27 protein-coding genes are annotated in these 24,601 nt (G+C 71.7%); 24 read left to right on the top strand and 3 right to left on the bottom strand.

Annotation, left to right across the window (positions count from 1 at the left end; translation table 11 throughout):
* Positions 1-10 precede the first annotated feature (10 nt).
* From BJ998_RS30280 to BJ998_RS30290, 3 genes are read left to right on the top strand one after another with little or no spacing between them, the layout of a single operon-like run.
* A complete protein-coding gene (locus BJ998_RS30280) occupies positions 11-976 on the top strand; it encodes a sugar kinase (RefSeq protein WP_184866750.1) in 966 nt (321 codons plus the stop codon).
* Complete coding sequence (locus BJ998_RS30285; protein ID WP_184866751.1) at positions 973-1,737, top strand: IclR family transcriptional regulator; 765 nt, start codon at positions 973-975, stop codon at positions 1,735-1,737. The genes BJ998_RS30280 and BJ998_RS30285 overlap by 4 nt, the downstream gene beginning before the upstream one ends.
* Complete coding sequence (locus BJ998_RS30290) at positions 1,724-2,101, top strand: RidA family protein (RefSeq protein ID WP_184866752.1); 378 nt, start codon at positions 1,724-1,726, stop codon at positions 2,099-2,101. Before BJ998_RS30285 ends, BJ998_RS30290 begins: the two co-directional genes overlap by 14 nt.
* Positions 2,102-2,138: 37 nt before the next feature.
* Here BJ998_RS30290 and BJ998_RS30295 read toward each other — a convergent pair whose 3' ends face one another.
* Positions 2,139-2,399: a hypothetical protein gene (locus BJ998_RS30295; protein ID WP_312890397.1), complete on the bottom strand. Its 261-nt coding sequence runs from the start codon at positions 2,397-2,399 to the stop codon at positions 2,139-2,141.
* Between the two features lie 169 nt (positions 2,400-2,568).
* Between BJ998_RS30295 and BJ998_RS30300 the strand changes: the two genes are divergently transcribed.
* From BJ998_RS30300 to BJ998_RS30310, 3 genes are read left to right on the top strand one after another with little or no spacing between them, the layout of a single operon-like run.
* Positions 2,569-2,904: an ArsR/SmtB family transcription factor gene (locus BJ998_RS30300; protein ID WP_312890398.1), complete on the top strand. Its 336-nt coding sequence runs from the start codon at positions 2,569-2,571 to the stop codon at positions 2,902-2,904.
* Between the two features lie 48 nt (positions 2,905-2,952).
* Positions 2,953-4,395, top strand: coding sequence for an ABC transporter substrate-binding protein (locus BJ998_RS30305; RefSeq protein ID WP_184866754.1), 1,443 nt, complete (start codon positions 2,953-2,955; stop codon positions 4,393-4,395).
* 19 nt (positions 4,396-4,414) lie between these two features.
* Positions 4,415-5,830 (top strand): amidase, encoded by a 1,416-nt coding sequence (locus BJ998_RS30310; RefSeq protein WP_184866755.1) that lies wholly within the window; start codon positions 4,415-4,417, stop codon positions 5,828-5,830.
* Positions 5,831-5,938: 108 nt separating this feature from the next.
* On the opposite strand, the gene BJ998_RS30315 is transcribed toward BJ998_RS30310, so the two are convergent.
* Positions 5,939-6,202, bottom strand: a complete 264-nt coding sequence (locus BJ998_RS30315) for a DUF1844 domain-containing protein (RefSeq protein WP_221339323.1) — start codon at positions 6,200-6,202, stop codon at positions 5,939-5,941.
* Positions 6,203-6,517: 315 nt separating this feature from the next.
* Between BJ998_RS30315 and infC the strand changes: the two genes are divergently transcribed.
* The 6 genes from infC to pheT all read left to right on the top strand — a co-directional run bounded on the left by infC (position 6,518) and on the right by pheT (position 12,311).
* The gene (gene infC, locus BJ998_RS30320; protein WP_184866757.1) at positions 6,518-7,123 is read left to right on the top strand and encodes a translation initiation factor IF-3; all 606 of its coding nucleotides are present in this window, start codon (positions 6,518-6,520) and stop codon (positions 7,121-7,123) included.
* Between the two features lie 73 nt (positions 7,124-7,196).
* Positions 7,197-7,391: a 50S ribosomal protein L35 gene (rpmI, locus tag BJ998_RS30325; RefSeq protein ID WP_184866758.1), complete on the top strand. Its 195-nt coding sequence runs from the start codon at positions 7,197-7,199 to the stop codon at positions 7,389-7,391.
* 72 nt (positions 7,392-7,463) lie between these two features.
* Positions 7,464-7,844, top strand: coding sequence for a 50S ribosomal protein L20 (gene rplT, locus BJ998_RS30330; RefSeq protein ID WP_184866759.1), 381 nt, complete (start codon positions 7,464-7,466; stop codon positions 7,842-7,844).
* 32 nt (positions 7,845-7,876) lie between these two features.
* On the top strand, positions 7,877-8,689 hold the full coding sequence (locus tag BJ998_RS30335; protein ID WP_184866760.1) for a TrmH family RNA methyltransferase: 813 nt from the start codon (positions 7,877-7,879) through the stop codon (positions 8,687-8,689).
* Between the two features lie 74 nt (positions 8,690-8,763).
* Complete coding sequence (gene pheS, locus BJ998_RS30340; RefSeq protein WP_184866761.1) at positions 8,764-9,831, top strand: phenylalanine--tRNA ligase subunit alpha; 1,068 nt, start codon at positions 8,764-8,766, stop codon at positions 9,829-9,831.
* 5 nt (positions 9,832-9,836) lie between these two features.
* Positions 9,837-12,311 (top strand): phenylalanine--tRNA ligase subunit beta, encoded by a 2,475-nt coding sequence (gene pheT / locus BJ998_RS30345; RefSeq protein WP_184866762.1) that lies wholly within the window; start codon positions 9,837-9,839, stop codon positions 12,309-12,311.
* Between the two features lie 178 nt (positions 12,312-12,489).
* Here pheT and BJ998_RS30350 read toward each other — a convergent pair whose 3' ends face one another.
* A complete protein-coding gene (locus tag BJ998_RS30350; protein WP_184866763.1) occupies positions 12,490-12,885 on the bottom strand; it encodes a VOC family protein in 396 nt (131 codons plus the stop codon).
* A gap of 209 nt (positions 12,886-13,094) precedes the next feature.
* Between BJ998_RS30350 and BJ998_RS30355 the strand changes: the two genes are divergently transcribed.
* From BJ998_RS30355 to tyrS, 12 genes are all read left to right on the top strand, one after another.
* On the top strand, positions 13,095-13,811 hold the full coding sequence (locus BJ998_RS30355; protein WP_184866764.1) for a Clp protease N-terminal domain-containing protein: 717 nt from the start codon (positions 13,095-13,097) through the stop codon (positions 13,809-13,811).
* Between the two features lie 49 nt (positions 13,812-13,860).
* Entirely contained in the window at positions 13,861-14,808 is a 948-nt protein-coding gene (locus tag BJ998_RS30360; protein WP_184866765.1) for an asparaginase, read from the top strand.
* A gap of 72 nt (positions 14,809-14,880) precedes the next feature.
* Positions 14,881-15,900, top strand: a complete 1,020-nt coding sequence (gene argC, locus BJ998_RS30365) for an N-acetyl-gamma-glutamyl-phosphate reductase (protein WP_184866766.1) — start codon at positions 14,881-14,883, stop codon at positions 15,898-15,900.
* Positions 15,897-17,090 (top strand): bifunctional glutamate N-acetyltransferase/amino-acid acetyltransferase ArgJ, encoded by a 1,194-nt coding sequence (gene argJ, locus BJ998_RS30370; RefSeq protein ID WP_312890399.1) that lies wholly within the window; start codon positions 15,897-15,899, stop codon positions 17,088-17,090. The genes argC and argJ overlap by 4 nt, the downstream gene beginning before the upstream one ends.
* Positions 17,087-17,980 carry an acetylglutamate kinase gene (gene argB, locus BJ998_RS30375; protein ID WP_184866767.1) on the top strand — a complete coding sequence of 298 codons (894 nt, stop codon included), beginning with the start codon at positions 17,087-17,089 and terminating at the stop codon, positions 17,978-17,980. The genes argJ and argB overlap by 4 nt, the downstream gene beginning before the upstream one ends.
* 2 nt (positions 17,981-17,982) lie before the next feature.
* Positions 17,983-19,167 (top strand): acetylornithine transaminase, encoded by a 1,185-nt coding sequence (locus BJ998_RS30380; protein ID WP_184869043.1) that lies wholly within the window; start codon positions 17,983-17,985, stop codon positions 19,165-19,167.
* 4 nt (positions 19,168-19,171) lie between these two features.
* On the top strand, positions 19,172-20,089 hold the full coding sequence (gene argF / locus BJ998_RS30385) for an ornithine carbamoyltransferase (protein WP_184866768.1): 918 nt from the start codon (positions 19,172-19,174) through the stop codon (positions 20,087-20,089).
* 155 nt (positions 20,090-20,244) lie between these two features.
* Complete coding sequence (locus BJ998_RS30390; protein ID WP_184866769.1) at positions 20,245-20,745, top strand: arginine repressor; 501 nt, start codon at positions 20,245-20,247, stop codon at positions 20,743-20,745.
* On the top strand, positions 20,738-21,193 hold the full coding sequence (locus tag BJ998_RS30395) for an argininosuccinate synthase domain-containing protein (protein ID WP_184866770.1): 456 nt from the start codon (positions 20,738-20,740) through the stop codon (positions 21,191-21,193). Before BJ998_RS30390 ends, BJ998_RS30395 begins: the two co-directional genes overlap by 8 nt.
* Positions 21,194-21,214: 21 nt before the next feature.
* Positions 21,215-22,627 carry an argininosuccinate lyase gene (gene argH, locus BJ998_RS30400; RefSeq protein ID WP_312890400.1) on the top strand — a complete coding sequence of 471 codons (1,413 nt, stop codon included), beginning with the start codon at positions 21,215-21,217 and terminating at the stop codon, positions 22,625-22,627.
* A 21-nt stretch (positions 22,628-22,648) separates the two neighbouring features.
* Complete coding sequence (locus tag BJ998_RS30405; RefSeq protein WP_184866771.1) at positions 22,649-23,257, top strand: DNA-3-methyladenine glycosylase; 609 nt, start codon at positions 22,649-22,651, stop codon at positions 23,255-23,257.
* 35 nt (positions 23,258-23,292) lie between these two features.
* Positions 23,293-24,567 carry a tyrosine--tRNA ligase gene (gene tyrS, locus BJ998_RS30410; RefSeq protein ID WP_184866772.1) on the top strand — a complete coding sequence of 425 codons (1,275 nt, stop codon included), beginning with the start codon at positions 23,293-23,295 and terminating at the stop codon, positions 24,565-24,567.
* Positions 24,568-24,601: the final 34 nt, after the last annotated feature.

A 24,601-nucleotide genomic window follows, 5' to 3' on the forward strand; every position in this document is an offset into this window, starting at 1 on the left:
GGGGGTGCCGATGGAACGCCAAGAGGTCGTCTGCCTCGGTGAGTCCATGGCGTTGTTCGTGCCGGCGCAACCCGGGCCGGTGCACGAGGCGCGGGACTGGACGCTCAGCGTCGGCGGCGCGGAGTCCAACGTGGCCAGTCACCTCGCCCGGGCGGGTTTCCACGCCCGCTGGGTCAGCGCCCTGGGCGACGACTCGCTCGGCCGGGCGGTGCGCGACCGCATCGCCGGTGTCGGCGTGGACGTCACCGACGTGCGGACCGATCCGGCGCGCCCCACCGGTTTGTACGTCAAGGAGGCCAGCGCCGACGGCAGCCCCGTGCGCTACTACCGGCGCGGCTCCGCCGCCTCCGGCATGGGCCCCGAGCTGTTGGCCGCGTTGGACGTGAGCAAGACCGCCTTGCTTCACATCAGCGGTATCACGGCCGCCCTGTCGTCGACCTGCCTCGACCTGCTGTGGGCCGTGCTGGCGCTGCCGATCCGGGTGTCGTTCGACGTCAACTGGCGGCCGGCGCTGTGGACCGAGCTGGACAAGGGCGTGCTGCGGGAACTGGCCGACCGGGCCGACATCGTCTTCGTCGGCGACGACGAGGCGAAGGCCGTCTGGGGCGTCGAGGAACCGGCGGAGATCCGGGCGCTGCTGCCGAATCCGGCCGAGATCGTGGTCAAGCACGGCCCCCGCGGCGCCACCCTGCTCACCGGTGATGAAGAGATCTTCGAGTCGGCGTTGAAGGTCGACGTCGTCGAACCGGTCGGCGCCGGCGACGCGTTCGCGGCCGGCTTCCTCGCCGCCGACCTGAACGGCGAATCCGTGCGTCGACGGCTCCGGCGCGGCCATCTCACCGCCGCCGGCGTGCTGCTCACCGCCGAGGACCTGGGCGAGCCGCTGCCCGAGCCGATCGTGGCCAAGCTGCTCGACGCCGACGCCGCCACCTGGTCCGGCGCCCACGTGACAGCCGGGGGAGTGATCCTTCCGTGAGTCAGAGCCTGGACCGCGCGCTGACCCTGCTGCGGGCCATGGCCGACGGCCGCAAGACGCTCGACGAGCTCGCCGCCGTGATCGACGTGCACAAGTCGACCGTGCTGCGGCTGCTCCGGACCCTGGAGGAACACCGGTTCGTGCAACGCGAAGGCGTCCGGCACTACCGGCTCGGCACCGCGCTGTTCGACCTCGCCAACAAGGCCCTGGACGACCTCGACGTGCGGCGGGCGGCCGAGCCCGCGCTGCGGGAGCTCAACCTGGAGACCGGCCACACCGTGCACCTCGCCAGCTACGAGGACGGCGAGGTCGTCTACATCGACAAGTACGACAGCACTCATCCGGTGCGGATGTACTCCCGCATCGGCCGGCGCGCGCCGCTGCACTGCACCGCCGTCGCCAAGGTGCTGCTGGCCGAACGCCCGGAGGCGCGGCAGATCGCCGCCACCATGGAGTATCCGCGGCTGACCGCCAACACGATCACCTCGCCCGCGGAGTACCTGGCGGAGCTGGAACTCGTGCGGCAGCGCGGGTACGCCGTCGACAACTCCGAGCACGAGGACTTCATCCACTGCATCGCCGCGCCGATCCGGGGGCAGCGCGGGCAGGTCATCGCCGCGGTGTCGCTGTCGGTGCCCAAGGTTTTCCTCGACTACGAGGGGCTCATCGCCCTCGTGCCGCGGTTGCTCGCGACCGCGGCCGCCGCCTCGTCCGAGTGCGGCTGGACTGGAGACGAAAGGATGGCCGGTGGCCAAGGTTGAGATCAGGACGTCCGACGCGCCCACCCCGGTGGCCGCGTTCTCCCAGGGGGTCCGCAAGGGCAACCTGCTTCAGGTCGCCGGGCAGGTCGCGTTCGACGCCGACGGCAAGATCGTCGCCGACACCGTCGCCGAGCAGACCCGGCAGGCGCTGCGCAACGTCAACGCCGTCCTGGCCGCCGCCGGGGCCAGCATGGACGACGTGATCATGCTGCGGGTGTACCTCACCGACACCGCGCACTTCGCCGAGATGAACCAGGCCTACGGCGAGTTCGTCAGCGAGCCCTACCCGGCCCGCACCACCGTCTACGTCGGCCTCCCCGCCGGCCTTCTGGTGGAGATCGACGCGCTGGCGGTCGTGGACTGACATTGTCGGGTGGGCTCCCTCGGAGCCCACCCGCGGGTCAGGCGATCCACAGCAGGTCGGTGCCGTTGACCTGCTGCGTGTCGCCCTCGGCGGGGGACAGCAGGATGCAGGTCACGCAGGGCATGCCCTTGTGGCCGTCGAGCAGCTCGGCCTGGCCGGGCGCGATCGTCTGGCCGCAGTAGGCGTGCAGCATCTTGGGCATGGTGCCGGCGAGCGGCACCGGGAACAGGTGGCAGCAGCGTTCCCGCTCGCCCCTCGCGAACTCCGGGCGCAGTCGCGCCATGAAGATCTCGGGCATCGCGTTCCTCCCCTGGCGGCGGTCTCGGAAGCGGCGGTACCGTCTACCTTGTAGTCGGTAAGCGCTTTCCAGCAAGCGGTTCGGCGAAACCTTGGCCGGAACGTCACCGATGAACTCCCGGCGGCGTTCAGCCGTAAGGCCTTGGTGTCGGGACGATCGGGGAGGGTGCGTGCACGAAAGGGACAGGGAGTCGGCGACGTTCGGCGCGCTGGCGGACCCGAGCCGGCGGGCGGTGCTGCGGCTGCTGTCCGAACACGCGGAGTTGACGGCGTCGGAGATCGCGGCGGCCTTCCACCACATCGGCCGCACCGCGGTGTCGACCCATCTGCGCATCCTTCGCCAGGCCGGACTCGTGCAGGAACGCAGGCAGGGGCGCTTTCGGCTGTACTCGCTGAGGACCCGGCCGGTCGAGGACGCGGTGGACGTCCTGTCCCGACTGGTGACCACGCACAGTCACCAGCCACACCATCGGGTGGAGCAAGCGGTGCCGCTGACCGGCGGATGATCATCGCCGGTACGCTCGCGCGACCTGGCCCTTGTCCCGGGAGCGCGCATGGCCGACGTCCTGTTCACCGCTGAGGTGACGGTGCCGGCATCCCGGGAGGCCGCCTACGCCTCCTTCGGCGGCGGCCGCTGGGCCGACTGGACCTTCGACGCCCGTGTCGACGAACTCCGCCCCGGCCTGGCCGTCCGGGTCGCCTTCCCCGTCGGCGGCATGCCGCTGGCCGGCGTCGCCCGCGTCCACCGCGTGCTGCCGGCCCAGCGCATCGTGCTGCGGCACGAGACGCCGTGGCGCGGGCGAGTGATCATCGACTTCGAGCCGGACGGCGCCGGCACCCGGGTCCGCCTCGTGACGTCGATCGAGGACGGCAGCATCGCGCCGCTGGCCCGGCTGCTCGGCAGCGACCTCGCCGACGACCCCGACGAGCAGGTGGTCCGGATCGGCCTGCTCACCAGCTACCGCGGCAGCGCCGGCGTGTTCGGGCCGGCGGTGGAGAACTGCGCGCGGCTGGCCGTCGACGAGATCAACGCCGACGACGGCGTGAACGGCAGGCCGCTGCGGCTGGTCGTCGGCGACGACGCCACCAGCCCGGCCACCGGCCTGGTCGAGCTCAAGCGGCTGCACCTGCGGCACCACGTGGACATGGTGATCGCCGTGCACACCTCGGCGACCCTGGACGCCGTCCGCCCGTACGCGCGACGCGTCGGGCTGCCGTACTTCTACACGCCGGTCAACGAGGGCGGGAAGCCGGCGGGCCGGCTGTTCCGCTGGGGCGAGGTGCCGGGGGAGCAGCTGCGCCAGGCCGTGCCGGCGATGATGCGCGAGCACGGCGGCAAGGGCTGGTACGTGATCGGCAACGACTACGTGTGGCCGCGGGCCGTCGGCGCCTGCGCCCGCCGCACCGTCGAGTCCGAGGGCGGCCGGCTGCTCGGCGAGCGCTACGTCCCGCTGAGCACCAGTGACTTCGCCGAGGTGCTGGAGTCGATCGAGGATTCCGGCGCGGAGCTCGTCGTCAACAGTCTTGTCGGCGGGGACGCCGCCGCGTTCGAACGCCAGCTGCACGCCGCTGGCCTACGCCAGAAGGTGCGCAGCTTCGGGGCGCTGCTGGACGAGGCCACCCGTGATCACATCGGCGACGAGGCCGCCGCCGGCATGTGGTCGGTGCTCGGCTACTTCATGGACCTGCCCACGCCGGAGAACCGGGAGTTCATCGGCCGCTACCGGGCGGCTTACGGGCCGGCCGCGCCGCCGGTCTCCAGCGTCACCGAATCCGTGTACGAGGGCATCCACCTCTACGCCCGCACCGCCAAGGCCGCCGGCACGATCGAGCCCGCCTCCCTGGTCGGCGCCCTGCCCGGGGTCAGCTTCACGGGGCCGCGCGGCGAGGTCAGCGTGACCCCCAGCGGCCGGCTGCGGCAGCCGCTGTACCTGGCCGAGGCGGTGACCGGCGGGTTCCGGATCCTGGCCGAGCAGGGACTTGCCGGGACCGACTGACACCACTTTGATCACTGGCATGAGCCATTCGCGCCTCGAATGGGCGCAGCCGTTCGTCACCGCGGCGGTGGACGCCGTCCGCGCCGCCGACGTCCCGGCGGACGCCGTCGAGCCGTGGCAGCTGGGCCTGGTCGCCGCCGCCTGCGCCATCCACGACGGCGCACTGACGCCGTTGGAACTGGTGGAGTCGTGCCTGGCCCGGATCGCGGACACCGAGCCAGCAGTGCACGCCTTCGTCTCCGTCGCCGAGGACGCCCGGGCCAAGGCCGCCGCCCTGACCGGCCGGCGCCCCGAGACCGTGCTGCACGGCGTTCCCGTCGCGGTGAAGGACCTCATCGACGTCGCCGGCACGGTCACCGCCGCCGGCACCACCGTGTTCACCGAGCCGGCGGCCGAAGACGCCACCGTGGTCACGCGGATCGGCGCGGCCGGCGGCATCGTCATCGGCAAGACCCACACCCACGAGATCGCGTACGGCGTCTCCACGCCGCAGTCCCGGAACCCTTGGGACACCTCGAAGATGACCTCCGGCTCCTCCGGCGGCTCCGCCGCCGCGCTGGCCGCCGGCCAGGTCCCCGCCGCCCTCGGCACCGACACCGGCGGCTCGCTCCGGCTGCCGTCGGCGTTCTGCGGCACCACCGCCATCAAGCCCACCCACGGTCTGCTGCCGGTTGCCGGCATCCGCCCGCTGGCCTGGTCACACGACGTCGTCGGCCCCATGACCCGAGACGCTCGCGACGCCCTGCTCCTGCTGCGGGTGCTCAGCGGCCAAGCCGTCGGCGACCCGCTGGTGACCGTCGGCCGGCTGCCGTCCGTCGCCGGCCTCCGCGTCGGCATCCCCGACGACGCGTTCCTCGCCGGTGCCCGGCCCGAGGTCCTCGCCGCCATGGACGCCGTCGCCGACGTACTTGCCGACCTCGGCGCCACCACGGTGCCGGTGACCCTGCCCAGCCTCGCGGTGTTCGGCGCCGTCTCGTCCGTGCTGGTCTTCCGGGAGGCCGCCGAGAGCTACCGGGAGCACCTCGCCGGCGAGCCCTTCAGCCACGGCATCCAGGCGTTCCTGGAGGCCGGGCAGCACGCCCCCGCCGAGGACTACGTGATGGCCCGGCGGGTGCGCCGGCGGCTGATCGAGCAGGTCACGGGGGTCCTCGCCACCGTCGACGTGCTGCTCATGCCGACGTCGCCGGTGCCCGACCTGCCGCACGGCGCCGAGTCGGTCGACGGCGTGCCGCTGATCCCCGTGCTGACCCCGTTCACCCTGCCGGCCAGCGTCACCGGCCTGCCGGCCGTCGCCTTCCCCGCCGGCGCCACCGACGCCGGCATGCCCATCGGCGTCCAGCTCATGGGCCCCGCCCACAGCGAGACCCTCCTCGCCGCCACCGCCCACGCCTACCAGCAGGCCACCCCCTGGCACCTCCGCCGCCCGCCCCTATAACCCCAGTCGCCAAATCTGCCAAGCCCCAGATGCTCGGAACGGACCATTCCTCAACTCGGAGTTGAGGAATGGTCCGTTCCGAACTTCGGTTCGGGGCGGGGCCGCCGGTCAGTAGACGGGGCCGGTGTACTTCTCGCCGGGGCCCTGGCCGGGCTCGTCGGGGACGGCCGAGCCCTCGCGGAACGCCCGCTGCACGGCCTGCAGGCCGTCCCGCAACGGGCCGGCGTGCGGGCCGAGGTACTCGGCGGACGCGGTGATCAGGCCGGCCAGGGCGGTGATCAGCCGACGGGCCTCGTCCAGGTCGCGGTGCGGGCTGGACTCGGGCTCGGTGTCGGCGAGGCCGAGCCGCTCGGCGGCGGCCGACAGCAGCATCACCGCCGCCCGGCTGATGATCTCCACGCTGGGCACGGCGGCCAGCTCCCGCAGCTGGGGGCCGTCGATTTCGGGCAGTTCCGTCACGTCTGCTACCCTTACACGTGCGACCAGCCCCCGTATGTGCGGGGGCGGCAAGTGGAGCCCCGCTCCCACCCGAGCCGCCAACAGGCAGCCGGGTCCGGTCCTCCGGACGAAAGTACCGGAGCAGCTCGACGCACGGCGTCGGGCGATCGGAAGGAAGCGGGCCCCGCATGTCACCGACATGTGGGGCCGTTGTCGTTCCTGGCGCACGAAGGCAAGTGAAGGACGTGCATGACAGCTCCCTCTAGTCGAGACCGTGGTGGCCCCACCTCCGCTCCCGAGGCACGCATCAACGAACGCATCCGGGTGCCCGAGGTCCGGCTCGTCGGACCGAACGGTGAACAGGTGGGCATCGTCCGCATCGAGGACGCCCTCCGGCTCGCCGTGGAAGCGGATCTGGACCTCGTCGAGGTCGCACCGCAGGCCCGCCCGCCGGTCTGCAAGCTCATGGACTACGGCAAGTACAAGTACGAGAGCGCGCAGAAGGCCCGCGAGTCGCGGCGCAACCAGCAGCTCACGGTGATCAAGGAGCAGAAGCTCCGGCCGAAGATCGACCCGCACGACTACGAGACGAAGAAGAACCACGTGGTTCGCTTCCTCGAGCACGGGCACAAGGTCAAGGTCACCATCATGTTCCGCGGCCGCGAGCAGTCCCGGCCGGAGCTCGGCTTCCGGCTGCTGCAGCGGCTGGCCGAGGACGTGAACGAGCTGGGCTTCGTGGAGTCCAGCGCCAAGCAGGACGGCCGCAACATGATCATGGTGTTGGCGCCGCACAAGACCAGCAAGACCCGGCCAGTCAAGACGGCCACCCCGGAGACCGGCTCCGAGCAGGAGTGATACCCGGGAACCCCCGAGGTACGACGACGCACCGCCGCCCGATCCGGGCGGCGGTACGACAACGAGGACGACAATGCCCAAGAACAAGACGCACAGCGGCATCTCCAAGCGCGTGAAGGTGACCGGCAGCGGCAAGCTGGTGCGTGAGAAGACCGGCAAGCGGCACCTGCTGGAGAAGAAGCCCAGCTCGCTGACCCGCCGCTACGCGGGCATCCAGGAGGTCGCCAAGAGCGACGTCCCGCGCATGAAGAAGATGCTCGGCCTCTGACGCGAGCGCTGTAGCCCTACGAAGACCCCCGGGGTGCCCCGAACACCCCCTTGAGATTGACAGGATGAACCAGTGGCACGCGTCAAGCGGGCGGTCAACGCCCAGAAGAAGCGCCGCACGACCCTGGAGCTCGCCAGCGGCTACCGCGGGCAGCGCTCCCGGCTGTACCGCAAGGCCAAGGAGCAGGTGCTCCACTCGCTCAACTACGCCTACCGGGACCGTCGTGCCCGCAAGGGTGACTTCCGGCAGCTGTGGATCACGCGTATCAACGCGGCCGCGCGCCAGAACGGCATGACCTACAACCGCTTCATCCAGGGCCTCAAGGTCGCGGGTGTCGAGGTGGACCGCAAGATCCTGGCCGAGCTCGCGGTCAACGACGCCGACGCGTTCGCCGCGCTGGTCGAGCTGGCCCGCAAGAACGTGCCGGCCCAGACCCCGGTGAGCCAGGGCTGAGCAAGGCGTTCGCCACGCGACCCGGGGCCGGCGTGTTCACCGAGCGCACGCCCCGGGTCGCCGCGGCACGGCAGCTGACCAGGCGCGCCGGCCGCGACCGGGACCGCCGCTTCCTCGCCGAGGGCGCGCAGGCCGTGCGCGAGGCGCTGGCCTGGGCCCGGGCGGGTCACGGCCGGGTGCACGAGGTGTTCACCACCGCGGTCGCCGCCCAGCGCAACGCCGAGCTGCTCGACCGGGCCCTGGACCAGGGCATTCCGGTGAGCGAGGTGACCGACAAGGCCGCTGACGGACTGTCCGAGACCGTGTCACCGCAAGGCCTCGTCGCCGTCTGCGACCTCGTGGACCAGTCGCTCTCCGACGCGTTGCGGGCCGCGCCGATGTTGGTGGCCGTGCTGGTCGGGGTCTCCGACCCGGGCAACGCCGGCACGGTGCTGCGGGTGGCCGACGCCGCCGGCGCCGACGCGGTGCTGCTGGCCGGCGACACCGTCGACCCGCACAACGGCAAGTGCGTGCGCGCCTCCACCGGCAGCCTGTTCCACCTCCCGGTGGCCCGCTCGCGTGACACGAAGGCGGTCTTGGCGGCGTGTCGCGAAGCGGGGTTGCGCCTCGTGGCGGCCGACGGCTACGCGGAGCACGACCTGGACCAGGCCGAACGGGCCGGCCAGCTGGCCGGCCCGACGGCGTGGGTGTTCGGCAGCGAGGCCCACGGCCTGCCCGACGAGCTGCTGTCCGAGACCGACACCGCGCTGCGGGTGCCGATCCACGGACAGGCGGAGAGCCTTAACCTCGCCACCGCCGCTGCCGTCTGTCTCTACACCTCGGCCCGGGTGCAGCGCTCCGCCTGAAATCGTTTCAGTCCGACCCTCTAGGATCGGTCTGTTCACCACCCGCATGAAGCCCCAGGAGTTGTCAGGCGACCATGTCCGGAGTCAACGATCCTTTCGACCCCAAGCAGGTCGCGGCACTCGCGCCGGAGACGCTGAAGGCCGCGGTCGAGCAGGCGCACGAGGCGTTCGCCGAGGCGGCCGACCTCGACCAGCTGGCCGCGGCGAAGCCCGCGCACCTCGGCGACCGGTCGCCGCTGCTGACCGCTCGGCGGGAGATCGGCGCGCTGCCCCCGGCCGCCCGGTCCGAGGCGGGCAAGCGGGTCAACGAGGCGCAGAACGAGATCAAGGCCGCCTTCGACGCGCGCAGGGCCGAGCTGGAGGCCGCGCGGGCCGAGCAGGTGCTGGCCACCGAGCGGGTGGACGTGTCGCTGCCGTGGGACCGCGTGGCCCGCGGCGCCCGGCACCCGCTGACCACGCTGTCCGAGCGCATCGGCGACGTGTTCGTCGGCATGGGCTACGAGATCGCCGAGGGCCCCGAGCTCGAGACCGAGTGGTTCAACTTCGACGCGCTGAACTTCGGCAAGGACCACCCGGCGCGCACCATGCAGGACACCTTCTACGTCGCGCCGGAGAACTCCGGGCTGGTGCTGCGCACGCACACCTCCCCGGTGCAGATCCGCTCGCTGCTCGACCGTGAGCTGCCGGTCTACGTGGTCTGCCCCGGCCGGACCTACCGCACCGACGCCCTGGACGCCACCCACACCCCGGTGTTCCACCAGGTCGAGGGCCTGGTCGTGGACAAGGGCATCACCATGGCGCACCTGAAGGGCACGCTGGACGCGTTCGCCCGCGCGATGTTCGGCGCCGACTCCAAGACCCGGCTGCGGCCCTCCTTCTTCCCGTTCACCGAGCCGTCCGCCGAGGTGGACGTGTGGTTCCCGCAGAAGAAGGGCGGGGCCGGCTGGGTGGAGTGGGGCGGCTGCGGCATGGTCAACCCCAACGTGCTGCGCGCCACCGGCGTGGACCCGGACGTCTACTCGGGCTTCGCGTTCGGCATGGGCCTCGAGCGCACGCTGCAGTTCCGCAACGGCATCCCCGACATGCGCGACATGGTCGAGGGCGATGTCCGCTTCACCTTGCCCTTCGGAACGGAGTTCTGAGTCCCGTGCGCATTCCTGTCAGCTGGCTCGCCGAGCACCTGCCGCTGCCCGAGGAGACCACGCCCGAGGACGTGGCCGAGGCGCTGGTCCGCATCGGCCACGAGGTCGAGGCCGTGGAGCGGCTCGCCACTGTCACCGGGCCGCTCGTGGTCGGCCTGGTGGTGGAGATCGAGGAGCTCACCGAGTTCAAGAAGCCGATCCGGTACTGCCGGGTCGAGGTGGACGAGGACCAGATCCAGGGCATCGTCTGCGGCGCCCGCAACTTCGTCGAGGGCGACCTGGTCGTGGTGGCCCTGCCCGGCGCGGTGCTGCCCGGCGACTTCCAGATCGCCGCGCGCAAGACGTACGGCAGGGTCAGCGAGGGCATGATCTGCTCCGTCAAGGAGTTGGGCCTGGGCGACGACCACAGCGGCATCCTGGTGCTGCCGCCCGGCACCGCCACCCCCGGCGACGACGCCAAGGAGATCCTCGACCTCGACGACGCCGTGCTGGAGCTGGCGATCACCCCGGACCGCGGTTACGCGCTGTCCGTCCGCGGCCTCGGCCGCGACCTGGCCTGCGCCTTCGACCTGCCGTTCGGCGACCCGGTTCCCGCGGTTCCGCCCGCCGACACCGACGGGTGGCCGGTGGAGGTGCAGGACGAGCAGGGCTGCCCGCGCTTCGTCGCGCGCCGGATCACCGGCGTGGACCCGACCGCGCCGACCCCGTTCTGGATGCGCCGCCGGCTGATGCTGGCCGGCATCCGGTCCATCTCGCTGCCGGTCGACATCACCAACTACGTGATGTTGGAGACCGGCCAGCCGCTGCACGCCTTCGACGCCAGCAAGCTGCGCGGCACGCTGGTCGTGCGGCGGGCGCGGGAGGGCGAGAAGCTCCGCACGCTGGACGACGTCGAGCGCACGCTGTCCACCGACGACATCATCATCTGCGACGACAGCGGCCCGGTGTCGCTGGCCGGCGTGATGGGCGGCGCGTCCACCGAGGTCGGCGACACCAGCACCGACATCCTGCTGGAGGCCGCCAACTGGGAGCCGGCGTCGATCGCGCGCACGGCCCGCCGGCACAAGCTGCCCAGCGAGGCGTCCCGCCGCTTCGAGCGCGCCGTCGACCCGGCGGTCGCCGCGGCCGCGCTGGAGCGCGCCGCCAAGCTGCTCGACGAGTTCGGCGACGGCAGCATCCACCCGGGCCGCACCGACGTCGGCAACCCGATCCTGCCGTCCCCGGTGTCGATGCCCATCGACCTGCCCGACCGCGTCGCCGGCGTGCCCTACGCCCGCGGCGTCACCGCGCGGCGGCTCGGCCAGATCGGCTGCGGCGTCGAGGTCACCACCAGCGACGACGGCCGCACGTTTGTCATCGCCACCCCGCCGCCGTGGCGGCCGGACCTCACCCAGCCCGCCGACCTGGTCGAGGAGGTGCTGCGGCTGGAGGGGTACCACACCATCCCGTCCGAGCTGCCGCTCGCGCCGCCCGGACGGGGGCTGACCGAGGCGCAGCGCCGCCGCCGGGCCGCGTCCCGGGCGCTGGCCGAGGCCGGCTACGCCGAGGTGCTGCCGTTCCCGTTCGTCGCGTCGACCACCTGGGACGACTTCGGCCTGGACGAGGACGACACGCGGCGCAACACCGTGAAGGTGCTCAACCCGCTCGAGGCCGACCACCCCGAGCTGGCCACCACGCTGCTGCCCAACATGCTGGACACGTTGCGCCGCAACGTTTCCCGTGGCCAGCGGGACCTGGCTCTGTTCCACATCGGACAGGTCGTGCTGCCCAAGGCCCAGCAGACCCCGGTGCCGTCGGTCGGCGTCGAGGGGCGTCCGTCCGAAGAGGACCTGGGCAAGCTGGAGGCGTCGCTGCCGAACCAGCCGCTGCATGCCGCCGTGGTGCTGGCCGGGCAGCGTGAGCAGGCCGGCTGGTGGGGCAAGGGCCGCGAGGCCTCGTGGGCCGACGCCGTCGAGGCCGCTCGGACCGTCGCGCACGCCTGGGGCGTCGAACTCACCGTCGTCGCCTCGGACCTCGCGCCGTGGCACCCCGGCCGCTGCGCCGAGCTGCGCGTCGGCGGCTGGCCCGTCGGCCACGCCGGCGAGCTGCACCCCACGGTCGTCGAGAAGCTCGGGCTGCCCAAGCGGACCTGCGCCATGGAGATCGACATCGACGCGCTGCCGCTGGCCGACCGCCGTCCCGTGCCGGTGATCTCGCCGTACCCGCCGGTGCTGCTGGACGTGGCGCTGGTCGTCGACTCCGAGGTTCCCGTCGCCGACGTCGCCTCCGCGCTGCGGGCCGGTGGCGGCGAGCTGCTCGAGGACCTGCGGCTGTTCGACGTCTACACCGGCGAGCAGCTCGGCGAGGGCAAGCGGTCGCTGGCCTACGCCCTGCGATTCCGCGCCCCCGACCGGACTCTCACCGTCGAGGAGGCCACCGCCGCCCGCGACGCCGCTGTCGCCTCCGCCGGCGAACAGCACGGGGCTGCGCTGCGCGCCTGAGGTTGTTCGGTGCGGCCGGCGTTGTTCGCCGGCCGCACCGGTTCGAACGGCCGGAGCGGCATGGCCGTCGTCGCCGGAGCCTCCATCCTGCAGACCGTCAACGCCCCCTACGCCACCACATGAAGGTCGGAAAGCCCCGTTCCTCCACTCCGAGTAGAGGAACGGCGCTTTCCCAAACTCACTCGTCGCCCATGGCGGCGCGCTCGGCGGCGCTGCGTTCCACGCAGAACTCGTTGCCCTCGGGGTCGGCGAGCTGGGCCCAGCCCCGGCCGTCGGGCCGGCGCATGTCGAGCACCATGGTCGCGCCGAGGGCGAGGATGCGCTCCACCTCCTCGTCGCGCGGGCGGTCCGGCTGCAGGTCGAGGTGCAGCCGGTTCTTCACGGCCTTGCCCTCGGGCACGCGGAGGAACAGGATGCCTGGGCCGTCGCCCGGCGGCAGCAGCAACGCCTCGTCGTCCTCGGGGGCGACGCCGTTGTCGGGATGCTGCTCGTAGCCGGTGACCGCGGCCCAGAAGTTGGCCATGGCGACGGGATCCGCGCAGTCGACGGTGACATTGTGCAAACGGGACGTCATGGGGCGAACCTAGCGACTACACGTGCGCCGCACGCACGAATTGACAGCGGCCGTTGTCCTTCGCCGGCAACCCGACGAGCTCGGCCCGCGGCAGCCGAGCCCTTCCCACCTCAGGCCTCGTCGATCGCTTCCGGCGACCGGTTGAATGTAACCCCTAGCGGGGGTATACATGGGGTTAGCAACGGGATCCGGGAAGGGGAGTCATCGTGATGCCCAAGATCAACGTGTATCTGCCCGACGAGCTGGCCGAGGCGGTCCGGGAATCCGGGGTGCCGGTGTCGGCGATCTGCCAGCGGGCGCTGGAGACCTCGGTGAAGCGGGTGACGGCGATCCGGTCGGCCACCATCGGCGACCTCGGCGGCGAGGATCCGACCGGCAAGCTGCCGCACTTCACGGAGCGGGCCAGGGCCACCGTGAAGATCGCGATCGAGCAGGCCAGGAGCGACGGCTCGGCGCTGGTCGGCACGGAGCACCTGCTGCACGGAATCATCCGCGAGGGCAACAACATGGCGCTCAAGGTGCTGGCGGCGACGGAGATCGATCCGCAGAAGCTGCTCGAAGACCTGCCGGAGCCGACGACCGGCGATCACCCGGCGGACAGGTTCAGCGGCCCGCTGGCCAACGCCTTCGAGCTGGCTGTGACCGAGGCGATCACCATGGGCCACAACTACATCGGCTGCGAGCACCTGCTGCTGGGACTGGTCGCGGAGCAGGACGGAACGGGCGGCCAGGCGCTGCGAGCGGCGGGGGCGGAGCTGCGCTCGACCCGGGGCGCGGTCGCGGCGGCGCTGGCGGGCTTCGTGCACCACCGCGACCAGAAAACGCCCGGCGACCCGGCGGCGGCCGTGGCAGCGCTGGTGGGCAAGCAGCTCAAGCCGCTGCTGGACCGCCTCGACCGGCTGGAGCGACACGTGGGACTGGAGTGAGAATGCTCCTCGTCGTGGTGATCGCAACGCTGATCGTGTGGGGGATCGTATGAGCAACAAGGTGCTGTTGATCGCCACCGGCGACACGATCGCCCAACGGCCGGGCGTGTCCCAGGTCGCCACGGGCAAGGACCTGCTGACGCACGTGGGCCCGGTGGCGGCGGAGGTGGTCGTCGAGGACATGCTCGCCGAGCCGAGCTGGGACACCTCGGTGACGACGATGCTCGCCATCGCCCGCCGGGCCCACGCGGCGCTCACCGAGCACGGCTTCGACGGCGTTGTCGTCACCCACGGCGTCGACAACCTGGAGGAAGCCGCCTACCTGACCGATCTGCTGGTCGGGCCGGCCGCGGCGCTCGGCGGCATCGTGTTCACAGGGGCGACGAGATACCTCGACGACCTGTCCAGCGACGGCCCCCGCAACCTGTCGTCGGCGCTCGCCGTCGCCGCCGATCCGGCCGTGCGAGGCGCCGGCGTCCTGGTCTGCTTCGACGACGAACTGCACGCCGCCCGCTGGGCCCGGCTCGCCGATCCGACCCGGCCGGCGGCGTTCACCTCCGCACCGTATCCACGCCTCGGTGCGGTAGTTGACGGCAAGGCCGCCTTGGTTGCGTCCCCGCCGCCGCTGCACCAGCGCCCGCCGAGCGAGCCGGAGAGCGACGTCGCGGTGATCAGGGCGTACTCCGGGATGACGGCCGCCATGGTGAACGCCGTTGTCGACGCCGGGGCCCGAGGCATCGTCATCGAGGGCTCCGGCGCCGGCAACGTGCCGATCGAGCTGTTCGCCACGATCATGGAGCTGACCCACTGGGAGATCCCAGTGGTGATCGTGCCGAGGGTGCCGGTGATCGGCCGTGGCACGACCGGCGCGGAGTTGGCCGAGAAGGCGGGCGCGATCCTCGCCCCGGGCATGACCGCCGGGCACGCCCGGGTGGCGCTGATGGTCGCGCTGGGTCACGGCGGCGTCCGGGCGGCCCGCGAGATGTTCCGACGCTGACCGGACCGCCCGCCGCCCGTGCGCGGGCTCACACGGTTGAGTAAATACACATCCTCCTGCATACTCATTCGCATGACGGTACGGGTCGCTGTCGCGGGTGCGAGCGGGTACGCGGGTGGTGAGCTGCTGCGGCTGCTCCTCGGTCACCCGGACGTGGAGATCGGGGCGTTGACCGCGGGCGGCAACGCCGGCACGCCGTTGAGCCAGCACCAGCCGCACCTGGTCCCGCTGGCCGACCGTGTCCTCCAGGACACCACCGCCGCCGAGCTGGCCGGCCACGACGTCGTCTTCCTCGCCCTCCCGCACGGCAAGTCGGCCGAGCTGGCGGCCCAGCTCGGCGACGACGTGCTGGTCATCGACTGCGGCGCGGACCACCGGCTGACCGACGCGGCGGACTGGGAGCGCTGGTACGGGGGAGAGCACGCCGGCTCCTGGCCGTACGGCATGCCGGAGCTGCCGGGCGCGCGGGAGAACCTGCGCGACGTCAAGCGCGTGGCGGTCCCGGGCTGCTTCCCGACGGCCGCCTCCATCGCCCTGGCCCCCGCGTTCGCGGCCGGCATCGTCGAGCCGGACGTGGTCGTGGTCGCGGCCACAGGCACCTCGGGTGCGGGCAAGTCGCTCAAGCCGAACCTGCTCGGCTCCGAGGTGATGGGCGCGGCCAGCGCGTACAACGTCGGCGGCAGGCACCGGCACACCCCGGAGATCGCCCAGAACCTCGGCAAGATCGCCGGCACCAGGGTCGCCGTCTCCTTCACGCCCGTGCTGGTGCCGATGCCGCGCGGCATTCTCGCCACCTGCACGGCCCCGCTGAAGTCCACCGTGGACGTGCGAGCCGTGTACGAGAAGGCCTACGCCGACGAGCCGTTTCTGCACCTGCTGCCCGAGGGTGTGTGGCCGACCACCGCGGCCACGCTGGGCTCCAACGCGCTGCACGTGCAGGCGGTCGCCGACCCCGACACCAACCGGCTGGTCGTGGTGGCCGCCGTCGACAACCTGACCAAGGGCACGGCGGGCGCCGCCGTGCAGTCCATGAACCTGGCCCTCGGGCTGCCCGAGACCACCGGCCTTTCCACCGTGGGAGTCGCCCCGTGACCACTTCGCAGATCGCCGTGACCCGCACGTCGGGCGTCACCACGCCGGCCGGGTTCCGCGCCGCGGGGGTGGCCGCGGGCATCAAGGCGTCCGGCGCGCCGGATCTGACGCTGGTGGTCAACGACGGCCCGCAGGACGCGGCCGCCGCGGTGTTCACCACCAACAAGGTCAAGGCCGCCCCGGTGCTGTGGTCGCAGCAGGCCGTCAGCGACAACCGGCTGCGCGCGGTCGTGCTCAACTCCGGCGGCGCAAACGCTTGCACCGGCCCGGAAGGCTTCCAGGACACGCACAAGACGGCCGAGAAAGTCGCTGAGGTGCTGCGGATCAGCGCGGTGGACGTCGCCGTGTGCTCGACCGGCCTGATCGGCGAGCGGCTGCCGATGGACGCCGTGCTGTCCGGAGTGGACAAAGCCGCGCAAGTGCTTGCCGACACGGAGAAAGCCGGCCTGGACGCCGCGACCGCCGTGCTGACCACGGACACCCACCCCAAGCAGTCGGCGCTGACCCACCCGACCGGCTTCGCCATCGGTGGCTTCGTCAAGGGCGCCGGCATGCTCGCGCCGAACATGGCGACCATGCTGTCCGTGATCACCACCGACGCCGTGATCACCCCGCAGCAGCTGGACGAGATCCTCAAGGCCACCACCAAGGTCACCTATGACCGCCTCGACGTGGACGGCTGCACCTCCACCAACGACACCGTGCTGGTGCTGGCCTCCGGCGCGTCCGGTGTGCAGCCATCGAAGGAGGACTTCGCCGAGGCGCTGCACGCCGTCTGCCACGACCTGGTCCGGCAGCTCCAGGGGGACGCCGAGGGCGTCACCAAGGAGATCAGCGTGACGGTCCAGGGCGCGGCCAGCGAGGACGACGCCGTCGCCGTGGCCCGCACGGTCGCCCGGGACAGCCTGGTCAAGACCGCTTTCTTCGGCTCCGACCCGAACTGGGGCCGGATCATGATGGCCCTGGGCAACGCCCCTGCGCAGATCGAGGCCGACAAGATCGACGTCACGTTGAACGGGGTGCTGGTCTGCCAGGCCGGCGGCCGCGCAGCCGACCGCGAGGGCGCCGACCTGTCCGGCCGCGACATCGAGGTGCTGATCGACTTGCACCTCGGCGAGGCCGCCGCGACCGTGCTCACCACGGACCTTTCCCACGACTACGTCGAAGAGAACAGCGCTTACTCCTCATGACCGATGTGACCAAGGCGGAAGCGGCCGTCAAGGCCGAGGTGCTCGTCGAGGCGCTGCCGTGGCTGCAGCGCTTCCACGGCAAGGTCGTGGTGGTGAAGTACGGCGGCAACGCCATGATCGACGAGAACCTCAAGCGCGCCTTCGCCCAGGACATGGTGTTCCTGCGGCTGGCCGGCATCCAGCCGGTCGTGGTGCACGGCGGCGGCCCGCAGATCAGCGCCATGCTCAAGCGGCTGGGCATCGAGGGCGAGTTCGTCGGCGGCCTGCGCGTCACCTCGCCGGAGACCATGGACGTGGTCCGGATGGTGCTGGTCGGCCAGGTCGGGCGGGAGCTCGTCGGCCTGATCAACGCGCACGGCCCTTACGCCGTAGGCATTTCCGGCGAGGACGCGCAGCTGTTCACCGCCGAGCGGCGGGCCGCCGTCGTCGACGGCGAGGCCGTGGACATCGGCCTGGTCGGCGACGTCGTCACCGTCGACCCGGAGTCGGTGCTGGACCTGATCCGCGCCGGTCGGATCCCGGTCGTGTCGACGGTCGCGCCGGACGTGGACGGCGTGGTGCACAACGTGAACGCGGACACGGCCGCGTCGGCTTTGGCCGTTGCGCTGGGCGCGGAGAAGCTGGTGGTGCTGACCGACGTCGAGGGCCTGTACACGGACTGGCCGGACCGCTCGTCGTTGGTGCACAAGATCGGGGCGGACCGGCTGGAGGAGCTGATGCCCGCTCTCACCAGCGGCATGGTGCCGAAGATGGAGGCGTGTCTTCGAGCGGTGCGCGGCGGGGTGCCGGCCGCGCACGTGATCGACGGCAGGCTTGCGCATTCGGTGCTGTTGGAAGTCTTCACCAGCAAGGGTGTCGGGACCATGGTGCTACCAGACGAGGAGGCGTGACAGTGACCATCTTGTCCAATGAGGACAGCCGGAGCCGTTGGCAGTCGGCGTTGATGGACAACTACGGCACCCCCCAGCTGGCGCTGGTCCGAGGCGACGGCCCGTACGTGTGGGACGCCGACGACAACCGCTACCTCGACCTGTACACCGGCATCGCCGTGAACGCCCTCGGCCACGCCCACCCGGCCGTGGTGCAGGCCGTCACCGAGCAGGTCGGCAAGCTCGGCCACACCTCCAACATGTTCGTCAACCAGCCGGCGCTGGAGCTGGCCGAGGAGCTGGTGAGCCTGGTCGGGCAGCCGGCCAAGGTGGTGTTCACCAACTCCGGCGCCGAGGCCAACGAGGCCGCGTTCAAGCTGGCCCGGCTGACCGGCCGCAGCAAGATCGTCGCTTTCGACGGCGCGTTCCACGGCCGCACCATGGGCGCGCTGTCGCTGACCGGGCAGCCCGCCAAGCGCACCCCGTTCGAGCCGCTGACGCCGGGCGTCGTGCACATCCCGTTCGGCGACGTCGCCGCGCTGGAGTCCGTTGTGGACGGTGACACCGCCGCCGTGTTCGTCGAGCCGATCCTGGGCGAGGGCGGCGTCCTGCCCGCGCCGGACGGTTTCCTGCAGGCCGCCAGGGAAATCACCGCCAAGGCCGGCGCGCTGCTCGTGCTCGACGAAGTGCAGACCGGCATCGGCCGCTGCGGCAGCTGGTTCCTGTACCAGCAGACCGGCATCGTGCCGGACGTGATCACGCTGGCCAAGGGCCTCGGCGGCGGCCTGCCGCTCGGGGCGTGCATCGGCATCGGCGCGGCCGCCGAGCTGTTCAAGCCCGGCCACCACGGCACCACCTTCGGCGGCAACCCGATCTCCTGCGCCGCCGGGCTCGCCGTGCTGCGCACCATCGCCGCCGACGGCCTGTGCGAGCACGCCGCCGTGCTGGGCAAGGACATCGCCGCCCGCGTCGAGCAGCTGCACCACCCGCTCGTCGCCGGCGTGCGCGGCGCCGGGCTGCTGCTGGCCATCACCCTGAACAAGCCCGTCTCCGCCGGCGTGGCCAAGGCCGCGCAGGCCGGCGGCTACCTCATCAACAGCGTCCAGCCGGACTCCATCCGGCTGGCCCCGCCGCTCGTGCTCGCCGAGAGCGACGCGCATGACTTCGTCGCCGCACTGCCCGCCTTCCTCGACAGTTCGGAGTCCTGAAACCATGCCCAGGCACTTCCTCCGCGACGACGACCTCAGCCCGGCCGAGCAGCTCGAAGTGCTCGACCTCGCCGACCGGCTCAAGGCCGAGCCGCTGGCGCACCAGCCGCTCAAGGGCAAGTCGGTGGCGGCGATCTTCGAGAAGAACTCCACCCGCACCCGGCTGTCGTTCGACGTGGGCATCGCCCAGCTCGGCGGGCACTCCATCATGATCGACGGCCGCGCCATGCAGCTCGGGCGCGAGGAGACCATCGAGGACACCTCGCGGGTGCTGTCCCGCTACGTCGACGCCGTCGTGTGGCGGACGTTCGCCCAGAAGCGCATGGACGCCATGGCCTCCGCGTCGCGCATCCCAGTGATCAACGCATTGACCGACGAGTTCCACCCCTGCCAGGTCCTCGCCGACCTCCAGACCATCCGGGAACGCCACGGCAAGCTCGCCGGCCTGACCCTGACCTATCTCGGCGACGGTGCCAACAACATGGCCCACTCCCTGCTGCTCGGCGGCGTCAACGCCGGCCTGCATGTCCGTGTCGCCTCTCCCGAGGGCTTCCAGCCCGCCCCCGACATCCTCCGCGACGCCCAGAAGCTCGCCGCCGAAACCGGCGGCAGCGCCGCCGCCGTGGTCGATCCGCACGAGGCCGTCGACGGCTCCGACGTGCTCGTCACCGACACCTGGACCTCCATGGGCCAGGAGAACGACGGCAAGGACCGCGTCGGCCCCTTCCGCCCCTTGCAGGTCAACCACGAGCTGCTGGGCCGCGCCGCCCCCGGCGCCATCGTCCTGCACTGCCTGCCCGCGCACCGCGGCTGGGAGATCACCGACGAGGTGCTCGACGGCCCGTCGAGCGCCGTGTGGGACGAGGCCGAGAACCGCCTCCACGCCCAGAAGGCCCTGCTGGCCTGGCTCCTGACCCGCTGACCCCCCGCGAGTCCCGCTTAGCGTCACACCGAATGTCGGTTTCGGGCAGAACTGAGCCTCAAGGCTCAGTTCTGCCCGTTTCGTACATTCGGTGTGACGGAGAGCGGGACTCGCGGGGGTTGAGTAATTTTCCAGAGTCGTGCATACTCATGCGTATGAGTTCGCCGACCACCCGCGCCGCTCGCCAAGGCCGGATCGTCGAGCTGGTGGCGCAGCGGGCGGTGCGCAGCCAGTCCGAGCTGGCGAAGCTGCTGGCGGCGGAGGGCATCGAGACCACACAGGCCACCCTCTCCCGCGACCTCGACGAGCTGGGCGCGGTCAAGCTCCGCGGCGCCGACGGCGGGGCGCCGGTGTATGTCATCCCCGAGGACGGCAGCCCGGTCCGCGGCGTCGAGGGCGGCATCTCGAGGCTCACCCGACTGCTGGGGGAGCTGTTGGTGTCCGCCGACTCCTCCGGCAACCTCGCGGTCCTGCGCACCCCGCCCGGCGCGGCGCACTTCCTGGCCAGCGCCTTGGACCGGGCGGCGCTGCACATCGTGGTCGGCACGATCGCCGGCGACGACACGATCTTCGTGGTGGCGCGCGAGCCGCTGACCGGCGCGGAGCTGGCGGAGCGCTTCACGGCTCTGGCGGCGGGGACACCCGATCATGAATGAGGCGGAGTTCTGCCTGCGGGCGGTGCAGGCCAACGCCCTGGTCCCGGCCCACGCGAACGAGGTGTGGTGCCCGGCGACCGCGTTCGTCGGCTCCGACGCCGACCAGGTCGTGATCACATTCGACCAGGGCGTGCCGGTGGCGATCGACGGCGAGACGGTGACGATGCTGCAGGCCGTGCAGGAGCTGAACTGGCGCGTCGGCGGCCGCCACCAGCCGGGTGCCAGGACCTTGATCGCCGCGCACCGGAAGCTCGAGGCCGTCACCATCGAACCGGACCTGCTCGCGTTCAAGCGCCGGATCGAGCGCCGCTGGGCCGAACTCGTCGAAGACGGCCAGTGGGCCGCACCGCTCAGGGAGGCGCTGGACGCCTTCATCACGACGTCTCAGGAGCAGGTCACCGGCGAGGTGCGCCTGGACCTGCGCGACCGGCTCAGCCCGGCCGCCTGACACACCAACAGAGGAGAGGCAGTGAGCAAGCTCTGGGGCGGGCGGTTCGCCAGCGGCCCGGCCGACGCCATGGCCGCGCTGAGCCTGTCGACGCACTTCGACTGGCAGCTCGCCACGTACGACATCGCCGGATCGCGGGCGCACGCCCGCGCCCTGCACCGCGCCGGCCTGCTCACCGACGACGAGCTGACCCGCATGATCGAGGCGCTCGACGTGCTGGAGGCCGACGTCGTCTCGGGGGCCTTCACCCCGGTCGTCGCCGACGAGGACGTGCACACGGCGCTGGAACGCGGCCTGATGGACCGCGCCGGCGCCGAGCTGGGCGGCAAGCTGCGCGCGGGCCGCTCCCGCAACGACCAGATCGCCACCCTGTTCCGGATGTGGCTGCGTGACGCCGCACGGCGCGTCGCCGACGGCACGCTCGACGTCGTCGATGCCCTCGTGGACCAGGCCAAGCGCCACCCCGACGCGGTCATGCCCGGCCGGACGCACCTCCAGCACGCACAGCCCGTGCTGCTGGCCCATCACCTGCTCGCGCACGTGCAGTCGCTGCTGCGGGACGTCGACCGCCTGCGCGACTGGGACGCCCGCACCGCCGTCTCCCCGTACGGCTCGGGCGCGCTGGCCGGCTCGTCGCTCGGCCTGGACCCGGTGGCCGTCGCCACCGAGCTGGGCTTCCCGGAGTCGGTGGACAACTCCATCGACGGCACCGCGTCCCGCGACTTCGCCGCCGAGATCGCGTTCTGCCTGGCCATGCTGGGCGTGAACCTGTCGCGGATCGCCGAAGAGGTGATCATCTGGACCACCGCCGAGTTCGGCTACGCCGTGCTGGACGACGCGTGGGCCACCGGCAGCTCGATCATGCCGCAGAAGAAGAACCCGGACGTCGCCGAGCTGACCCGGGGCAAGTCCGGCCGGCTGATCGGCAACCTCACCGGCCTGCTGGCCACGCTCAAGGCGCAGCCGCTGGCGTACAACCGGGACCTGCAGGAGGACAAGGAGCCGGTGTTCGACTCGGTGGCGCAGCTGGAGCTGCTGCTGCCGGCGATCGCCGGAATGCTCGGAACCCTCACGTTCGACACCGCGCGCATGGCCGCCTTGGCGCCGGCCGGCTTCACGCTGGCCACCGACATCGCCGAGTGGCTGGTCCGCCAGGGCGTGCCGTTCCGCGTGGCGCACGAGGCCGCCGGCGAGTGCGTGCGACTGGCCGAGGCCCGCGGCGTCGGCCTGGACGAGCTCACGGACGCCGAGTTCGCCAAGGTCTCCGAGCACCTGACCCCGCAGGTCAGGGCGGTGCTCACGGTCGAGGGCTCGATCGCCTCCCGGGACGGCCGCGGCGGCACCGCGCCGAGCCGGGTCGCCGAGCAACTGGTCCGAGTGGGTGAACGGGTGGCGGCTGCACGTGGCTGGTCGGCAACCAACCCCCGCCCGTAGGGTTGTCGTCTTGTGACAACAATGCGCCGCCAGTTCACTGAGCAGGAGCTTGCCGTCGACCCCGTCGACGCCGCGAAGCTCCTGCTCGGCAGCGTGTTGGAGGCCGACACCGCGGACGGCCCGGTGGGCCTCCGGCTGGTCGAGGTGGAGGCCTACCGCGGCGGCGACGACCCGGCGTCGCACTGCTACCGCGGCCGAACGGCCCGGAACGACGTCATGTTCGGTCCCGCCGGCTTCCTCTACGTCTACTTCGTCTACGGCATGCACTACTGCGCCAACATCGTGTGCCTGACCGACGGGGTGCCCGGCGCCGTGCTGATGCGCGCCGGCGAGGTCGTCACCGGCCTGGAGATCGCCCGCAAGCTGCGGCCCAGCGCCCGCAGCGACGCCGAGCTGGCCAAGGGACCGGCCCGCCTGACCAGCACGTTGTCGCTCACGCGCGAGGACAACGGCGTCAACCTCCTGGCGCCGGACTCGCCGGTGCGACTGCTCGCCGGCGATCCCGTGCCGCTGGAGTCCATCCACGCGGGTCCGCGCGTCGGCGTCGCCACCGCGATGGACCGGCCGTGGCGCTTCTGGATCGACTCGCCGGCCGTCAGCACGTACCGCCGGGGTGGCAAGAGGCGCTGACAACTGCTTTGCCCTGGTACGGGATGATGGATCCCGTGAGTGAGCACATCCTCGACGAGCTGTCCTGGCGCGGCCTGACCGCGCAGTCCACCGATCTCGACGCGCTGCGCCGTGACCTGTCGGCGGGCCCGCTCACGCTCTATTGCGGCTTCGACCCGACCGCGCCCAGCCTGCACGCCGGCAACCTGATCCCGCTGCTGGGCCTGCACCGGTTCCAGCGCGCCGGGCATCGCCCGATCGTGCTCGCCGGCGGCGCCACCGGCATGATCGGCGACCCCCGTGACCAGGGTGAACGGGTGCTGAACTCGCTGGACGTGGTGGCGGAGTGGGCGGTGCGGATCCGCGGCCAGTTGGAGCGCTTCGTCGACTTCGACGACTCGCCGACCGGCGCGCTCGTGGTCAACAACCTGGACTGGACCGGCCCGACCTCGGTGTTGGAGTTCCTGCGCGACGTCGGCAAGCACTTCTCGATCAACTCCATGCTGTCCCGGGAGACGGTCAAGCAGCGCCTGGCCGGCGACGGCATGTCGTTCACCGAGTTCAGCTACCTGCTGCTGCAGTCCAACGACTACCTGGAGCTGTTCCGGCGGCACGGCTGCACGCTGCAGATCGGCGGCTCCGACCAGTGGAGCAACATCGTCGGCGGCGTCGACCTGATCCGGCGGGTGGAGCAGAAGTCGGTGCACGCCTTCACGATGCCGCTGGTCACCGACGCCGAGGGCCGCAAGTTCGGCAAGTCCACCGGCGGCGGCAGCGTGTGGCTGGACCCCGCGATGACCTCGCCGTACTCGTGGTTCCAGTACTTCCTCAACGTCAGCGACGAGACCGCGCTGAACTACCTGCGGATCTTCACCTTCCTGGACCGCGAGGAGCTGGCCGGCATCGAGCAGGAGACGGCGGAGCGGCCGCACCTGCGCGCCGCGCAGCGCCGGCTGGCCGAGGCGCTGACCACGCTGGTGCACGGGGAGAAGGAGACGCAGCAGGTCACCGCGGCCAGCCAGGCGCTGTTCGGCCGGGGCGAGCTGCGGGAGCTGGAGCTGTCCACGCTCACCGGGGCGATGGCGGAGGTGCCGACCGGCGAGGTGCGTCTCGCGGATGGGCCGACCATCGTCGACCTGCTCGTTTCCGCTGGCCTGGCCGACAGTCGGGGCGCCGCGCGGCGCACGGTCAAGGAGGGTGGCGCCTACGTGAACAACACGAAGGTGGCCGATGAGGAGTGGAAGCCGGGACGTGAGGACCTGCTGCACGGGCGGTGGCTTGTGCTGCGACGTGGCAAGCGCCACACTGCTGGTGTCGAGGTCCTCGACTAGCGTGGACGTCGGCCGGGCGGAAGGCCGCTGAGCA

It is taken from the genome of Kutzneria kofuensis (assembly GCF_014203355.1).
GTDB classification, from domain to species: Bacteria; Actinomycetota; Actinomycetes; order Mycobacteriales; family Pseudonocardiaceae; genus Kutzneria; species Kutzneria kofuensis.